Genomic DNA, 15,915 nt, shown 5'->3' with positions numbered 1-15,915 from the left:
CGGCCCGGTTTTCAAAACCCCAGGTCAGAGGCCATTTTCACACCGTGCGCGAGGGGGGACTTGAACCCCCACGACCTTGCGATCACTGGCACCTGAAGCCAGCGCGTCTACCAATTCCGCCACTCGCGCAACAAGGAATACATTACACAGCCGGGACCCCGCCGCAAAATCGAGAACCCCCGAAAATCCGCCCCACAGCCCTACTGAGACGAAGAACACATGTGCTGGGCGATTTCCACACCCTGTCAAATCGGCTCCTGCCCCGGTAAAACCTACTCATAAGGCCTGTTTTACCGCTGTGTTCAGCCTCAGCCGGTACCATGAACCCAGTAAAGAGCAGGTCCCGTTCGGCGGGACCTCTTGAAGTCTGTGTACGTACAGGCGGTCGACGGGACCGAGTCATCGGTACCGTGGGCCACCGGACCCTGTGGAAGGAGGCGAGCTGTATGAGCGTCATGGATCGCTTTGAGAAGCGCATCGAACGTTTCGTCAACGGGGCCTTCGCCAAGGTCTTCCGGTCCCAGGTCGAACCCGTTGAACTCGCCGGCGCCCTGCGCAAGGAAAGCGATACCCGCGCCGCCGTGGTCTCCCGCGGCCGCACGCTGACGGCCAATAGCTATGTCATCGAGCTGTCCCAAGGCGACTTCGAACGCCTGGGGCCCATCGAGGACGACCTGCGCCCGGAACTGCGCCAAGTGGTCGCAGAACACGCCGCGGAACAGGGCTACAGCTGTGTCGGACCCATCACGGTGTCCTTCGAGATGGCAGACGACCTGGACACCGGCATGTATCGCGTCCGCGCGACCACCCGGCGCCCCGATGGCTCGCCCGCGGCCCAGCCGGCCAACCGGGGCGGTTACGACCCGCCATCGCGGGCCAACCCGATCGTCGCCGAGGCCTATGAGCAGTCCCAGGAGAACCGCGTGCGCTCAGGGGCCGGCAACACCTATCCCGGCCCCGCGGATTCCGCCGCGGCCGCTCGCCGCGCGGCCGGCGCCACCGGCTGCAAGTACTTCTTCACCGTCGACGTGGGCGATCGTAGCTACAACCTCAAACAGGGCACCACGGTCTTCGGCCGCTCCTCGAACAGCGCGGACATCGTCTTGAGCGATCCGGGGATCTCCCGCCGCCACTTCGAAATCACCGTCGACGGCAATCACGCCACCGCCAGTGACCTGGGTTCGACCAATGGCACCATGTTCGACGGCCGCCCCATCACCAGCATCACCCTGACCGACGGCGTCACCCTGGTCGCCGGCGACACCCATGTGACGTTCCATCAGACGGAAACCGGAGCGCAATGACTGAGCTGACCGTCGTCACCCTGCGTCTGGGATTCTTCGTCCTGCTGTGGCTGTTCGTGCTGATCACCGCGGTCGTTCTCACCCAGGACATCTTCTCCCCGCGGGGCAAGCGCAGAGCCGCCCGCGCCGCGAAGAAGGCCGCGCGCGCCGGCAAACCGGCAACCGCATCCGCACAGCCCCGCAGGGAGCCGGCACGCCAGTCGGCCCCACCGCCCGTCCCACCCACCCCGGCGGCGATGCCGCGCGAACTGGTCGTCACCTCGGGCCCCCTGGTGGGAGTCTCCGTGGCGCTGGGCACCTCGGCGATCAGCCTGGGCCGTGCCGGTGACAACACGGTCGTGCTCGAAGACGACTTCGCCTCCGGCCACCACGCCCGCGTCTACCCGGGCCCGCAGGGCTGGATCCTGGAGGACCTGGGCTCGACCAACGGCACCTTCCTCGGACAGCAGAGGGTGACCGGCTCCATCCAGCTGCCCACCAACGTCCCCCTGACCGTGGGACACACGACTCTGGAGCTTCGCACGTGACCAACGATTTCATGCTCCGCACGGCTGCCCGGTCGAACACCGGGCTGGTACGGAAGAACAACCAGGACTCCGGTTACGCCGGTCCGAACTTCCTGCTCATCGCCGACGGCATGGGCGGTCACGCCGGCGGCGACGTCGCCAGCGCCATCACCGTCTCCCAGTTGGAGCCGCTCGACCACCCGGACCAGGGCTCCGACGCGATGGAGAACCTGCGGTCGGCCATCCTCACCGCCAATGAGCGGATCACCAATACGGTGGCCACCCAGCACGAACTGGCCGGGATGGGCACCACCGTCACCGCCCTGCTGCGCAGCGGCGAACAGCTGGCCCTGGCCCACATCGGCGACTCCCGCGCCTATCTGCTGCGCGGCGGCATCCTGACCCAAATCACCTCCGACCACACCTTCGTGCAGATGCTGGTCGACGAGGGCCGCATCACCCCCGAAGAAGCCGAAACCCACCCGCAGCGCTCCGTCGTGATGCGTGTCCTGGGCGATGTGGGCCAAGCCCCCGAACTCGATATGTCCATCCGCGAGGCCCGCCCCGGCGACCGCTGGATGCTCTGTTCCGACGGCCTGACCGGCTTCGCCGACATCGACGAGATCTCCACCCGGATGGAGCAGATCGACGATCCCGGCGCCTGTGCCGACGCGCTGATCGACCTGGCCCTGGGCGGCGGTGGCGGCGATAACGTCACCGTGCTCATCGGCGATGTGGTCCCGGCCGACCGCGCCGGCCTACACACCCCGGGTGTTGCGGTGGGCTCCGTGGCGATCAACCCGCAGTACGCCCGGCTGGGCATCAGCGGCACCCCCACCGGGGCGATCCCGGAGGTCGACGATGCCTCCGAGGACGACACCGTCGGCCTGCCCCGGGCGAACCAACCGGCGCCGGCGGCCCTGCCGGACGATGCCTCGGCGGCAGAACCCGTGCCAGGGTTCCTCGCATCCGAGACCCCGGCAGCAACCGCTGCAGCCGAAACACCCGCCGAGGACGCTGCGCCCGCAGTGGCCGCCGCACACGATTCCGCGGATGCCGACGCCGAGGCCGAACGGGCCTGGCGCGAATCCGGAGCCCAGCCGGCCACCCAGCCCCTGGCCGCGGCTCAGCGGCCCGACGCGGGCCACGACGGTGGCGAACCGGCGGACTCCGAGTCCGCCGAGGACTCCCAACGTGCCGCCGCACGCTCCGCCGGCTCCGAGGACACCGGCTCCAAGGACGCCGCTTCCGAGGGCCGGATCCCCGCCTGGCGGCTGTCGGGCACCGAGGACGAGTCCGCGGACCAGGAACCCAAACACGCCAAGAACTCCAAGCACGCCGATTCCGCAGGGGCGGAAGCGGACGCACCCACCGCCCGCGAGCCCAAGCGCCGCCGCGGCCTGGTCGCCACGATCACCACACTCGCGGTGATCGTCGTACTGGCCGCCGCCGGTTTCCTGGGCTGGCGCTATCTGCAAGCGCAGTACTACGTGACCGCCTCCGACGGCCGGGTGGCCGTCTATTCGGGGGTATCGCAGAACCTCGGACCGTTCTCCCTGAGCAACCTCTCGGAGACCACCGACGTGCAGACCGCGGACCTCAGCGACTACTCCCGAGAACGACTGGACCAGACGATCCCGGCGACCTCCAAGCAGAACGCCGACGAGATCGTCACATCGCTGCGCGAAGAAGCCCAGCAGAACAGCCAGTCCGGCGATACCATCAAGGGCGGCGCCACCGATGCGACCGCCAACGACCCCGCGCCCTCACAGGGCGGGGGTGACCAATGATGTCCGCCGCACCTTTGGCGGTGGACGCGGCGCAGGCCGAGTCCACGCCGCAGGAGCGCCCGCCGCACACCTACCGCTGGGTCGAACTGATACTGATCCTGGTAGCCGTGGGCATCAGCGCCCTGGCCTATGCCCTGGTGGGCATCGGCACCCAGGACACGGTCCCGGCCAACGTCTACGAATACACCGGCTGGCTGCTGGCCCTGGGCCTGTTCCTGCACCTGCTGACCTGGTGGCGGGCCAAGTACGCCGATCCGATCATCACCCCGGTTGCGGTGCTGCTCAACGGCCTGGGCCTGGCCATGATCTTCCGGATCGACCAGACCACCCTGGGCCGCGAACACCCCACCCACGCCGCGCAGAACCAGCTGATCTGGATGACCCTGGGCTGCATTCTGGCCTGCGTGGTGATCTTCTTCCTGCGCGACCACCGGATCCTGCGCCGCTGGATCTACCTGTTCGGCCTGGCCGGCATCGTGCTGCTGCTCCTGCCCATGGTCCCCGGCCTGGGCAAGGAGGTCTACGGTGCCCGGATCTGGATCCACATCGGCTCGAATTCCTTCCAGCCCGGTGAGATCGCGAAGATCTGCATGGCCATCTTCTTCGCCGGCTACTTCAACACCTACCGCGATCAGCTGACCCTGGCCGGCAAGAAGATCCTGGGCCTGCGCCTACCGCGCCTGCGCGACTGCGGCCCCATGGCCATCGCCCTGGTCTGCGCCTTCGCAGTGTTGGTGGTGGAGAAGGATCTGGGCACCGCCCTGCTGTTCTTCGGCATGTTCGTCGCCATGCTCTACATCGCCACCGGCATCAAGACCTGGATCGTCATCGGCCTGGCGGCCTTCGGGGCCGTGGCCTTCCTCGCCAGCCGGATCTTCACCCATGTGCAGCAGCGCGTGGACGGCTGGCTGCACGCGCTGGACCCCGAACAGTACGACAAGAAGGTCGGCAACTCCTACCAGCTGGTCCAGGGCATGTTCGGCATGGCCCAGGGCGGGCTGGGCGGTACCGGCCTTGGCAAGGGCCGACCGCAGATCGTGCCCTTCGCCAACTCCGACTTCATCTACACCAGCCTGGGCGAGGAACTGGGCATGGTTGGCCTGTTCGCCATCCTGGTGCTCTACCTGATCTTCGTGCAGCGCGGCTTCAAGACCGCCCTGAAACTGCGCGACGGCTTCGGCTCCCTGCTGGCCGCCGGCCTGGCCTTCGCCGTGGCCCTGCAGGTGTTCACGGTGGTCGGCGGCGTGACCCGCCTGATCCCGCTGACCGGCCTGACCCTGCCCTTCATGGCAGCCGGCGGCTCGTCCCTGATCGCCAACTGGATCATCCTGGGCCTGCTGCTGCGCATCAGCGACTCGGCCCGCCGCCCGCTGTCCGAACTGCCCGCGGGCTCCCTGCGCGCGGCACCGGTGACCAGCGAGAACCCGATCGTCAGTGAGCGCGCGGCGGCCCGGGCCTCGGCGGATTCCGGCATGCTGCCCGCGGTATCCGAACAGGTGGGCGACCCGTGGTCGCAGCCGGCCGAGGACGCACCCGGCTACGCCGACCCGTATACCGCACCAGACCCGCAAGAGGACATGGCGACCGAGGCCTTCCCCGCCCTGCGCGCCCGTGCCCAGCACAGACTCGACGAGCAGGGTTGCGAACAGCCGGGCCACGACCAGTCCCCGGCAGAGAACTACGATCCGTACTCCAGCCCGCAGGAGACGAACCCCGATGGAGGTGAGAACCGATGATGAAATCACTGCGCCACGTCAGTATCGTGGTCCTGATCATGTTCGGTCTGCTCTTCGGTTCGACCAGCGTGCTCCAGTACGTGCAGGCCGACTCGTTGCGCGCCGATGGACGCAATTCGCGCACCCTGATCGACGATCTGTCCCGCCCACGCGGCCCGATCCTGATCGACGGCACCCCGATCGCCAAATCGGTGCCCGTGGACGACGCCTACAAGTACCAGCGCGAATACGGCACCGGCAAGTACCCGGCCGCCATGTACTCCAACCTGACCGGCTACTTCTCCATCACCTCGGGCACCTCGGGGCTGGAGAACAAAATGAACGGGCTGCTCTCGGGCACCGACGACGCCCTGGCGTTCTCCCGGGTCCAGGATGTGCTCACCGGCGAACAGACCAGGGGTGCCGCGGTGGAACTGTCCATCGACCCCAAGGCGCAGAAGGCGGCCTGGGACGGACTGGGCGACCAGAAGGGCGCGGCCGTCGCCCTGGACCCCAAGACCGGGAAGATCCTGGCCATGGTCTCCAAACCGGGCTGGAACCCCAATAAGCTGGCCACGCACGACCGCGACGCGGCCGTCAAGGCGGCGGAGAACTACAGCTCGGATCCCGAGAAGGCCTATTACAACCGCGCGATCGCCGGCAACCGCTATCCCCCGGGCTCGACCTTCAAACTGGTCACGGCCTCGGCTGCCCTGGAAGCCGGCAAGACGGAGGATTCGACCGTCGCATCGCCCAATCAGCTCAACATCGGCAGGTACTCGATGCGCAATGCCGGTGGCGAAACCTGCGGCGACGGCAAGACGACCACGATCAAGGATGCCCTGACCATCTCCTGCAATACCGCCTTTGCCAATCTGGGCATCGACAACGGCTACGACAAGATGCTGGCCCAGGCCAAGAAGTTCGGCTTCGAGAAGAGCAATCTGCAGATCCCGCTGGACGTCGTGAAGTCGGTCTTCCCGTCGACCAACGACGACAAGTCGATGCTGGCCAAGGCCTCGATCGGCCAGCAGGACGTGCAGGTCACCCCCTTGCAGGTCGCCATGGTATCCGCTGCGATCGCCAATCAGGGCACGGTGATGGAACCCCAGCTGATCAAGCAGGTGAAGAACCAGAAGACCCTCAAGGTCATCGAGAAGCCGGGCAAGAAGAGCATGGGCCGGGCGATCAGCAAGAAGACCGCCTCGCAGCTGACCGACATGATGGAAAGCGTCGTGGACAAGGGCACCGGCCGATCGGCACAGATCTCCGGAGTCAAGGTGGCCGGCAAGACCGGCACGGCCCAGCACGCGGAAGGTGGACATCCCCACGCCTGGTTCACCAGTTTCGCCCCGGCCGACGACCCACAGGTCGCCGTGGCCGTGGTCGTGGAGAACGGTGGCAATGCGGGCAGTGAGGCATCGGGCGGCCGGGTGGCCGGCCCGATCGCAAAGGACATGATGGAAGCGGTGATCGATAAATGAGACCTCAGCCGGGAACCGTGCTGGGCGGTCGCTATGAACTCACGAGCAAGATCGCCGTGGGTGGCATGGGCGAGGTCTGGAAGGGCCGCGACACCGTGTTGGAACGCGACGTCGCCGCGAAGATCATGAAGGAGGAGTACCTGTCCGACCCCGCCTTCCTGGCCCGCTTCCGTGCGGAGGCCAGGTCGATGGGCGCCGTTTCGGACCCCGGCATCGCCGGCGTCTACGACTACGGTGAGGAGAACGGCTCCCCCTATCTGGTGATGGAGTACGTCCCGGGCGAGGCACTGTCGAACATCCTCGACCGCAACGGCAAGCTCAGCGTGCCCGATTCCCTCGAGGTGGTGGCCCAGGCGGGCACCGCCCTGGGTGCCGCGCACCGGGCCGGGGTGGTCCACCGCGACATCAAGCCGGGCAATCTGCTCATCACCCCCGATTTCAAGGTCAAGATCACCGACTTCGGGATCGCCCGCGTGGCCGACCAGGCCCCGCTGACCAAGACCGGCCAGGTGATGGGCACGGCCCAGTACCTGGCACCGGAACAGGCCACGGGCAAGGGCTCCGTGCCCCAGTCCGACCTGTACTCCCTGGGCATCATCCTCTACGAGTGCCTGGTCGGCAAGCGCCCCTTCATGGGCGAGTCACAGGTGGAGATCGCGATCGCGCAGGTCAACTCCCCGCCCCCGCCGCTGCCCGATTCGGTTCCGCTGCCCGTGCGCCGACTGGCCGAGTGCATGCTTGCCAAGAAGCCCGAGCTGCGTCCTGCCAGCGGTTACGCCCTGGCCGAGGCCGCCCGCGCGTTGAAGGCCGGGGACTTCCCCGCTGCCGCCGCCGCGGTCCCGCAGCTGGACCCCGGCTCGAACGGCACTCAGGCCGCGACCACGGTGATGCCTGCAGGCGGCGATGCGCCGACCACGGTGATGAATGCGACCGGAAGCCAGCCGACCACCGCCTACTCGCCGGCCACCGCGGTCAACCCGTCGGTGAACACCGGGGCCTATCAGCCCTATGCGCAGTACCCGGCCACCAATGCGACGGGTAATCTGCCGGTCGGCGGTGACGAGCCCGCGGCTCCCAAGAAGAAGTCGGCCGGCGCGATCGTGGGCCTCATCGTGGCGATCCTCGTCGTACTGGGGCTGCTCGTCTGGGGCGGCACCGCGCTGCTGAGCAACCGCTCGGGCGGCACGGCCACGCCCGGGTCCGGCGCATCGGCGACCCCGGGGACCATCAAGCTGGACCCTGACGACTTCATCGGTTTGAGCAGGACGGCCGCCCGCAAGGAATTGAAGGATCTGGGGCTCAAGGCCAAGTTCAAAGAGACCAGCTCCTCCCAGGAGGCCGGCACCGTCATCCGGGTGGGCAAGAACGACGACGGGGAATACGAGTTCGAGGCCGGGGACACCGTCACCCTGACGATCTCCACCGGCGATTCCTCGGATTCCGACTCCTCCGGCTCCTCCTCATCCTCGGGTTCCAGCTCGTCGAGCTCGAACGGGTCCTCGTCCTCCAGCGGCTCGTCCAGGTCCTCGGGCTCCAGTTCGTCCTCGGGCTCCAGCTCCTCCTCGAACGGGTCCTCGTCGTCCAGCGGTTCCTCGCGGTCCTCGGGATCCTCCGATGACGAGGGCGGCTCGGATTCCGAGGGCAGCAGCTCCTCTAGCGGATCCTCGAAGTCCTCCGGATCCTCCGATGACAACGGCGACGACGATGGCTCCGACAGCGGTTCCAAGGGATCGGATGAGGATTCGAACGGATCCGCGGAGTCCAGCGGCTCGTCGAGTTCGAGCGACTCGAAGGGTTCAAGCTCCAGTGCGAACGGGTCGTCGCAGAATTCCGGGACCTCGACGTCCAAGGGTGGTGCCGACAACGGCGGCTCTGGGAACAGCGGTGAAGCTGCCAAAGCCGACAAGGGTTCAAGCGGCTCCGACGGCTGAGGACCCCAACCGGTCCCATATGACAGGATGACCCTACAGGATTCGGAACTGACCGATTGATGAAAGGAAAGCGCACGTGACTGGCGAACGGCTGTTATCCGGGCGATACGAGGTCCGGCAGTTGCTGGGTCGCGGCGGCATGGCGGAAGTCCATGCCGGTGTGGACACCCGGCTGGGACGCCGCGTGGCCATCAAACTGCTGCGCTCCGATCTGGCCCGCGATCCGTCCTTCCACGAACGCCTCAAGCGCGAGGCGCAGTCCGCAGCGGGTCTGAACCATCCCGGCATCGTCGCGGTCTACGACTCCGGCGAGGAGACGCTGGTCGAATCCGGCGGTTCCGAGGTCCAGGTCCCCTTCATCGTGATGGAGTACGTGGAGGGTCAGACCCTGCGCCAGGTGCTCAACGAGCACGGCCACCTCACCGTCTCCGAGGCCCTCGACGTCACCGCCGGCGTCCTGGCGCCGCTGGACTACAGCCACCGCAACGGCATCGTCCACCGCGACATCAAGCCGGGCAATGTGATGCTGACTCCCGAGGGCGATATCAAGGTGATGGACTTCGGCATCGCCCGCGCACTCGAGGACACCGGCAGCCTGACCGGCACCCAGTCGGTGCTGGGCACCGCACAGTATCTGTCACCCGAACAGGCCCGCGGTGAACTGGTCGATGCGCGCTCCGATCTGTACTCGACCGCCTGCCTGCTCTACGAGCTGCTGACCGGCCGCCCGCCCTTCAAAGGCGATTCGCAGCTGGCAGTGGCCTATCAGCACGTGGGTGAGGCCCCTCAGCCGCCCTCGGCCTTCAACCCCGAGGTTCCGGAGCACGTCGACCGGCTGGTCCTGCACGCCCTGGAGAAGGACCGCGACAACCGGTACCAGGACGCCTACACCTTCCGCGAGGACGTGCTGGCGGCCAGGGACGGCCGACCCATGACGATCGACGTGCCGGGCCAGACCTCGGGCACGGGCTATGCCGCGGGTGCGGCAGGTGCTGCGGCGGGATTCGCCGCCGGCGATGCCGCCACCCAGGTGTTCAACCAGACCCAGGCCTATGGCTCCCAGGGCGACCCCTACGGGTTCCAGGGACAGCCGTACGGCTCGCAGGGCCAGCCCTATGGTTCACAGGGGCAGCCCTACGGTTCGGCCCCGGCCACGCAGTACACACCGCAGGCCGCGGAGTCCGTCGGCAGTGCCGGGCCCTACGATCCGAACCAGCCCGGGCAGTTCGCCACCGTGGGCACCGGCTACGCCCAGCAGGCGCATCCGGAGACCAGTGGCATGTCCACCCTGCCCAATCGCGAGGAGGACCATGATTCCTCGCGTCGCAAGCGCGGCTGGATGTGGGGGCTCGCGGCGGTCCTGGTGATCGTGCTGGCAGGCCTGGGCGGCTGGGTCTACGTGATGACCAAGGGCCCCGAGCCCTTCGCCCTGGAGGATCTGAAGTCCAAGAGCACCGCGGAGGCCAAGCAGTACCTGCAGGACAACGGTTTGAACTCCCAGACGGAGGAGACCCACGACGACGAGGTCGACGAGGGCGATATCGTCAAGACCGACCCGAACGCCGGGACCGAGGTCACGGCCGGGCAGACGGTCACCCTCTACGTTTCGATCGGCCCCGATGTGGTCGAAGTGCCCGATGTCGCAGGCGATACCGAATCCCTGGCCAGACAGCGGCTGACCGATGCCGGGTTGAAGGCTGGGGCCAATGAGGAGAAGACCTCGGCGGACAAGGAGAAGGGCACCGTCCTGTCCACCAAGCCCAAGAAGGGCAAGGAGGTCAAGCGGCAGTCGACGGTGGACCTGGTGATCTCCAACGGCAAGGTCGAGGTGCCCAGCGTGACCGGCCAGAAGCAGGATGAGGCCTGTGAGACGCTGCGCAGCAAGAAGTACCAGCTCGAGTGCAGCGTGAAGGTCGTCGAGACCGAGGATCACAAGGCCGGCGAGGTCTACGAACAGTCCGTCAACGGCGGCAACTCGGTGGACCAGCACGCGACGATCACGATCACGGTCGCCAAGGCCAAGCCCAAGCCGACCCCGCCGCCCACGCCCTCACAGGCGCCCATCCCCACCACGGGGATCCTGCCGGGCACCACACAGCATGGTCCGGGCAGCGGTGGCTGGTGGACGGGCAACCACTGAGGCGGGCCCGCGGCGGCATCACCAATGTGACGACTCTGGGCACCGGTGTGCTCGGCTCGCAGATCGCCTTCCAGACCGCCTACGCCGGCTTCACGGTCACGGCCTATGACATCGATGAGGCCGCCGTCGCAGCCGGCAGCGCCCGGTTCGACGGCCTCGTCGACACCTATGCCCAGGCATTCGGCGATCGCCGGGCCGCAGCGGATGCCCGCACGCGCATCACCGTCACCCACGACCTGGCAGCGGCCCTGTCCGACGCCGACCTGGTAATCGAGGCGGTCCCGGAAAGCCCCGCGATCAAGACCTCGACCTGGGAACAGGTGGGCAAGCTGGCCCCGGCCAAGACCCTCTTCGCCACGAACTCCTCGACCCTGCTGCCGTCGAGCTTCAAGGACGCCACCGGCCGGCCCGAACAGTTCCTGGCCCTCCACTACGCAAATGAGATCTGGGCGCACAACACCGCGGAGGTCATGGGCACCGCGGATACCCGCGCGGATGTCTACGATCGCGTGGTCGAATTCGCCACGGCCCAGGGCATGGTGCCGATTCGGATCCACCGCGAACAGCCGGGCTATGTGCTCAACTCCCTGCTGGTGCCCCTGCTCAACGCCGCCGGCAACCTGCTGGTCGACGGCATCGCCGAACCCGAGGACATCGACCGGGTCTGGAGGATCGGCACCGGTGCACCCAACGGCCCCTTCGAGATCTTCGACGTCGTGGGCCTGACCACCGCCTACAACATCTCCAAGATGGGCGATGAGGCGTCCCAGCGCTTCGCCGACTACCTCAAGACCAACTACATCGACCAGGGCAAGCTGGGCCGGTCCTCCGGCGAGGGCTTCTACCGCTACGGAGCCTGAGCAGTCACTTAGGTCTGCTCCCCTCCCCGTGAGCAGTCACTTTGGTCTGGAATCCGGGTGATTTCTCAGACCAAATCGCCTGCTCACGGAGGGGCGCCTCAGCCCAGGGCGGCCGCCGAGGCGATCGGCGAACGTCCGGCGGCGCGCTGCGCGGCCTCGGGCAGCCCGGCCGTGGCCAGGAAGTTCCCGACCATGAGATATCCGTCCTGGGTCAGCACGGATTCCGGGTGGAACTGCACCCCGGCCAGGGGCGCGGTGCGATGCTGGATCGCCATCACGATTCCGTCCGCGGTCTGCGCGGTGACCTCGAAGACGTCAATCGGCAGGGTCGTGTCGACGATCGCCAGCGAATGGTAACGGGTGACCGTCACGGGGTTGCGGACCCCGGCGAAGATCCCGGTGCCCGTATGCGTGATCTCAGAGGTCTTCCCGTGCATCAGCTGCGGTGAGTGGGCCACGGTGGCCCCGAACACCTCGCCCAGTGCCTGGTGTCCCAGGCACACGCCGAACAGTGGCTTCGAGTGCGCAGCGCACCAGCGGATCACGTCCGGGCACACGCCGGAGTCCGCCGGGGTGCCGGGTCCCGGCGAGATGAGCACCCCGGCGAACCCGGGCAGGTAGGTCTCCAGGTCCTCGGCCGCGATGTCGTCGTTGCGGATCACCGTGGTGACCGCGCCGAGTTCCTGCAGATAGCCCACCAGGGTGTAGACGAAGCTGTCGTAGTTGTCGATGACCAGGATCTGCGTCTTCGGCATCTCAGGCCCCTTCCCCGGTGCCGACGGTGGCGTTGTTGAATGGCATGAACGGAGCGATCAGCGGGAACACGTACTCCATCAGGACGTAGACCGCGGCGACCACCAGAGCCAGGCAGATGAGCAGTTTGATGAACCAGTTGCCGGGCAGGGCGCGCCAGATGAGTTCGTACATCACTTGCCCCCGGCCGTCTTGTAGGCGGGGCTGTCCTTGATGGCATCGGGCGGTCCGTCCGCCGCCGGGTGGAAGTCCGACAGCGTCGCATACGCGACATAGCGTTCCCTGGCCGAGAACATCGGATTACAGGCGGTCAGCGTCATGATGCGGTCCTTGCCGTGATATTCGGGGAAGCCGGGGACGGGGTCCAGGACGTCCACCTTGTTCGGCAGCACGATGTCGAAGTTGCGGAAGGTGTACGTGTAGTAGCCCTCCTTGGTCTGGACGACGATGTCGTCGCCCGGGCGCAGCTCAGCGATCTGGTTCAGCGGCTTGCCATAGGTCACGCGGTGGCCGGCGATCGCGAAGTTGCCCTTGTCGCCCGGCATTGCGGCTCCCGGGTAGTGCCCGGTGCCCATCCGGTTGAGCACCGGTTCCATGGCCACGCCCTCGGCGATCGTGCGATAGTAGCGGTCGCCGAAGCGCGGGATGTAGAGGATGCCGAAGCCCTTGTTCTCCGCCGGCGCCTTGCCCACCACGGGGTGGTCGGGGTCTCCCTTGGCCTGGGGCTTGTCGTCCTGCCAGTCGTTCTGCAGCTGGGTGGTCAGATCGCGGTTGTCCTGATCGGCCGCGATGTCCGTCCACCACAGCTGCCAGCCGACGAACAGGATGAGCACCAGGCCCAGTGTGATGCACAGTTCGCCGAAGGTGCGCACGCTCCCGCGGAAGAATCCCAGGGGCTCGGGCTCGGGCTCGGACTTCCCTCCGCCGTTTCCCCTGCCGCCCCCAGCCGCGCCCGGCTGTGCGGCGGGCACGGGCTGTGCGGGCTGTGCGCCCGAACCATATTGTGCGCCCGGGGTATACGGCGAGGCATGGGCAGCCTGCGCGTAGGAACCCGCCTGTGCGTACTGTCCGGCGGGCGCGGCGGGGAACTGTTCGGTTGCGGGGAACTGCGGGGCGACCGGTGGCAGGTACTGGGTTGCGGCATCGGATGCGTGCTGCGCTGCTGCGGGATCCGTGCCCTGCTGTGCATAGGCGCCCTGCTGCGCATAGGGGTCGGGCTGGATCGGAATGGGCGCGGTCGAGTGAGCGCGCCGAATATTCAGGGGCGAAGCGGATGCGGAACGACCATCTGATGAGGGAGCCTCCGCCGGGGCCCTGTCGGCTTGGGACTGCGGCTCATTGCCCGGCTGGGGTGTTTCCTGCTGTGCTGCCGCGGGGTCCGGGGATTCGACGCCGGCAGCCGCAGCGGCGCGTTCACGCGCGATGCGCTCACGACGAGTGAGGGGTTGGTCCACGGAGTGCACTTTCGGTAGGTCAGCTCTTAGTCCATACTAAGACCATTCCCTGAACGCCGCCCAGCCGCCGCGCCAGGGCACCCCACCCCTTTAGGTCCACCTAAGGCGGACATGCGCATTCATGGCACAACCGTTAGACTCGGGGCGTGCGTACTGAGTGCCGCCCAGGCGGCGGTGCCCGGCGCTGAGCATGGAATACGCGGAACACGCGGCATGGATCTTCACTGAGGAGTATTGTGGCCAACTCTAATTCGACGGGCAAGGCGGACGACGTCAAGGAAACCGTCGACGACAGCGCCCTGGTCGACGGGGCCAAGGCCGCAGACGCCAAGGGGACCGAATCCAAGGCGAAGTCCTCGGCCAAGAACGAAACCAAGGACTCCAAGGACAAGGCTGCGTCCAAGGACAAGGACAAGAGCCCCAAGGATAAGGACTCCGCGACAACCGCTTCCAAGGACAAGGCGGCATCCAAAGACAAGGCCGCGGCCCGTTCGAAGGCCCGCCAGGAGTCCAAGTCCGGCAATCCGGCCAAGCGCTCGGAGGCCCGGAAGAAGGCAACCTATAACTCCGCGGAGAACCAGGCGGCGCTCAAGCCCAACGGCCGCTGGTTCGTCCCCACGATGCTGTCGGTCTTCGCGATCGGTCTGCTGTGGCTCATCGTCTTCTACATCACCCAGGGCAAGTGGCCGGTCGAGGCCTGGGGCAACTGGAACCTGCTGGCGGGCTTCGGCATCATCGTCGTCGGCCTGGGCATGACCACGCGCTGGCGGTAGGGGGCGGTGGCCCCCTCACCTCGGAGCCCCTCCGACTTCCGACTGCTGGCCGATAGGCCCCTGTGGATCCGACTCATCGCCCTGTACGTGGGGCTGGTGTTCTTCGGGACCTCGTGCGGGTTGATGATTCAGGCGGGCTTGGGCAATATGCCCTGGGACGTCCTGCACCAGGGACTGTCCAACTACCTGCCGCTGAGCGTCGGCGCGATCGCCGTCATCCTCTCGCTGGTCGTTCTGCTGCTGTGGATTCCGCTGCGGCAGCGCCCCGGCCTGGGAACCATCTCCAACGCCCTGCTGGTGGGCACCTTCATCTCCGTGACCATGGCCGTGGTCCCGCCCGCGCATGCCCTGTGGCTGCAGATCACCTATATGGTGTCCGGAATCGTGATCAACGCGGTCGCCACCGTCCTCTACATCGTGCCGAACTTCGGGCCCGGACCCCGTGACGGTCTGATGACGGGACTCGTCGAGGCCACGGGCAAGCCGGTGTTCGCGGTGCGCACCACGATCGAGGTCGTCGTGATGGCCGCCGGCTGGCTGCTGGGCGGCCGCTTCTTCATCGGCACGATCCTCTACGCCCTGGCCATCGGCCCGCTGACCCAGCTGATGCTGCGCCTGGCCGTCAGGCTGTTCGGTCCGGCCGATCCCCTGACCTCCGACGAAGCCTGAGGACCCACAGCACCGGCCTCGTCTCCCGACCCTTCGGCAGGCGATTTGGTCTGGAGATTCCATGAATCCTCGGACCAAAGTGACTGCCCCCCTCTTTGTCAGACTGTTTGTGAGTCACTCAGCGTGAGTGAGGAAGTGAGCAGTGATGGCAGGGAGAGCGGGCTACACGGCCGAAGAGATCCGAGAGCTAGTCGCGCAGTATCAAGCTCAGCCGCATGGGACGAAGGCACTATGGCTGGCCGAGCAACCGTTCACGGTCCATCAGTTCCGGCGGTTGCGGCAAATGGTGTATGAGGGGGATGTGGACAGGGAACTGATTCCCCGCGAGCATGGTGGAATGACACGCACACATGGCCAGTTGGCAGCTTTTGAGAGGGCTCGCGCCAAGGAACTCGCCGAGCACGAACTCGAGGTCGCGCGGTTGCAGGCCCGGATCGAGCAATTGGAGGGTTCGAACGAGGCCTTGGGAAAAGCTATCGGGCTCTTGCATCGGCTGAGCGGTCAAGAGCCCGATACTGCCACGACGACCGACTCGC

14 protein-coding genes and 1 tRNA gene are annotated in these 15,915 nt (G+C 66.9%); 11 read left to right on the top strand and 4 right to left on the bottom strand.

Annotated elements, in window-relative coordinates; all coding sequences use genetic code 11:
- Positions 1-45: 45 nt before the first annotated feature.
- Positions 46-129, bottom strand: a tRNA-Leu gene (locus tag NQ038_RS13870).
- A gap of 317 nt (positions 130-446) precedes the next feature.
- On the opposite strand from NQ038_RS13870, the gene NQ038_RS13865 reads away from it, so the two are divergent.
- From NQ038_RS13865 to NQ038_RS13830, 8 genes are all read left to right on the top strand, one after another.
- Entirely contained in the window at positions 447-1,304 is an 858-nt protein-coding gene (locus NQ038_RS13865) for a DUF3662 and FHA domain-containing protein (RefSeq protein WP_257062832.1), read from the top strand.
- Positions 1,301-1,831: an FHA domain-containing protein gene (locus NQ038_RS13860; RefSeq protein WP_257062831.1), complete on the top strand. Its 531-nt coding sequence runs from the start codon at positions 1,301-1,303 to the stop codon at positions 1,829-1,831. The genes NQ038_RS13865 and NQ038_RS13860 overlap by 4 nt, the downstream gene beginning before the upstream one ends.
- Positions 1,828-3,600, top strand: a complete 1,773-nt coding sequence (locus tag NQ038_RS13855) for a protein phosphatase 2C domain-containing protein (RefSeq protein WP_257062830.1) — start codon at positions 1,828-1,830, stop codon at positions 3,598-3,600. The genes NQ038_RS13860 and NQ038_RS13855 overlap by 4 nt, the downstream gene beginning before the upstream one ends.
- A complete protein-coding gene (locus tag NQ038_RS13850) occupies positions 3,600-5,336 on the top strand; it encodes an FtsW/RodA/SpoVE family cell cycle protein (RefSeq protein ID WP_257062828.1) in 1,737 nt (578 codons plus the stop codon). The genes NQ038_RS13855 and NQ038_RS13850 overlap by 1 nt, the downstream gene beginning before the upstream one ends.
- Positions 5,333-6,799 carry a penicillin-binding protein 2 gene (locus tag NQ038_RS13845; protein WP_257059351.1) on the top strand — a complete coding sequence of 489 codons (1,467 nt, stop codon included), beginning with the start codon at positions 5,333-5,335 and terminating at the stop codon, positions 6,797-6,799. The genes NQ038_RS13850 and NQ038_RS13845 overlap by 4 nt, the downstream gene beginning before the upstream one ends.
- Complete coding sequence (locus tag NQ038_RS13840; protein ID WP_257062827.1) at positions 6,796-8,730, top strand: protein kinase; 1,935 nt, start codon at positions 6,796-6,798, stop codon at positions 8,728-8,730. Before NQ038_RS13845 ends, NQ038_RS13840 begins: the two co-directional genes overlap by 4 nt.
- Before the next feature lie 76 nt (positions 8,731-8,806).
- Positions 8,807-10,870, top strand: coding sequence for a PASTA domain-containing protein (locus NQ038_RS13835; RefSeq protein ID WP_257062826.1), 2,064 nt, complete (start codon positions 8,807-8,809; stop codon positions 10,868-10,870).
- Positions 10,852-11,730, top strand: a complete 879-nt coding sequence (locus NQ038_RS13830; RefSeq protein WP_257062825.1) for a 3-hydroxyacyl-CoA dehydrogenase — start codon at positions 10,852-10,854, stop codon at positions 11,728-11,730. The genes NQ038_RS13835 and NQ038_RS13830 overlap by 19 nt, the downstream gene beginning before the upstream one ends.
- A 98-nt stretch (positions 11,731-11,828) precedes the next feature.
- On the opposite strand, the gene NQ038_RS13825 is transcribed toward NQ038_RS13830, so the two are convergent.
- From NQ038_RS13825 to NQ038_RS13815, 3 genes are read right to left on the bottom strand one after another with little or no spacing between them, the layout of a single operon-like run.
- Positions 11,829-12,485 (bottom strand): aminodeoxychorismate/anthranilate synthase component II, encoded by a 657-nt coding sequence (locus NQ038_RS13825; protein ID WP_257062824.1) that lies wholly within the window; start codon positions 12,483-12,485, stop codon positions 11,829-11,831.
- Position 12,486: 1 nt separating this feature from the next.
- Complete coding sequence (locus NQ038_RS13820; RefSeq protein WP_257059359.1) at positions 12,487-12,657, bottom strand: hypothetical protein; 171 nt, start codon at positions 12,655-12,657, stop codon at positions 12,487-12,489.
- Positions 12,657-13,937 carry a class E sortase gene (locus NQ038_RS13815; protein ID WP_257062823.1) on the bottom strand — a complete coding sequence of 427 codons (1,281 nt, stop codon included), beginning with the start codon at positions 13,935-13,937 and terminating at the stop codon, positions 12,657-12,659. The genes NQ038_RS13820 and NQ038_RS13815 overlap by 1 nt, the downstream gene beginning before the upstream one ends.
- Before the next feature lie 236 nt (positions 13,938-14,173).
- Between NQ038_RS13815 and NQ038_RS13810 the strand changes: the two genes are divergently transcribed.
- The 3 genes from NQ038_RS13810 to NQ038_RS13800 form a co-directional block, all read left to right on the top strand.
- Positions 14,174-14,710: a cell division protein CrgA gene (locus NQ038_RS13810; protein ID WP_257059363.1), complete on the top strand. Its 537-nt coding sequence runs from the start codon at positions 14,174-14,176 to the stop codon at positions 14,708-14,710.
- Positions 14,711-14,716: 6 nt separating this feature from the next.
- Entirely contained in the window at positions 14,717-15,379 is a 663-nt protein-coding gene (locus NQ038_RS13805) for a hypothetical protein (protein ID WP_257048489.1), read from the top strand.
- 145 nt (positions 15,380-15,524) lie between these two features.
- The coding region (locus tag NQ038_RS13800; RefSeq protein ID WP_257062822.1) for a hypothetical protein at positions 15,525-15,915 on the top strand (391 nt) is incomplete at its 3' end.

Source organism: Brevibacterium sp. 50QC2O2, assembly GCF_024580675.1.
GTDB lineage: Bacteria > Actinomycetota > Actinomycetes > Actinomycetales > Brevibacteriaceae > Brevibacterium > Brevibacterium moorei.
Note: the sequence above shows the minus strand (reverse complement) of the source record. Positions and strands in the feature narration are given on the sequence as shown.

Bases quoted from the DNA above. Each gene is read 5' to 3' on its own strand.
- NQ038_RS13860 (WP_257062831.1), top strand. From the start codon at position 1,301: ATGACTGAGCTGACCGTCGTCACCCTGCGTCTGGGATTCTTCGTCCTG.
- NQ038_RS13850 (WP_257062828.1), top strand. From the start codon at position 3,600: ATGTCCGCCGCACCTTTGGCGGTGGACGCGGCGCAGGCCGAGTCCACG.
- NQ038_RS13825 (WP_257062824.1), bottom strand. From the start codon at position 12,485: ATGCCGAAGACGCAGATCCTGGTCATCGACAACTACGACAGCTTCGTC.
- NQ038_RS13865 (WP_257062832.1), top strand. From the start codon at position 447: ATGAGCGTCATGGATCGCTTTGAGAAGCGCATCGAACGTTTCGTCAAC.
- NQ038_RS13840 (WP_257062827.1), top strand. From the start codon at position 6,796: ATGAGACCTCAGCCGGGAACCGTGCTGGGCGGTCGCTATGAACTCACG.
- NQ038_RS13845 (WP_257059351.1), top strand. From the start codon at position 5,333: ATGATGAAATCACTGCGCCACGTCAGTATCGTGGTCCTGATCATGTTC.
- NQ038_RS13820 (WP_257059359.1), bottom strand. From the start codon at position 12,657: ATGTACGAACTCATCTGGCGCGCCCTGCCCGGCAACTGGTTCATCAAA.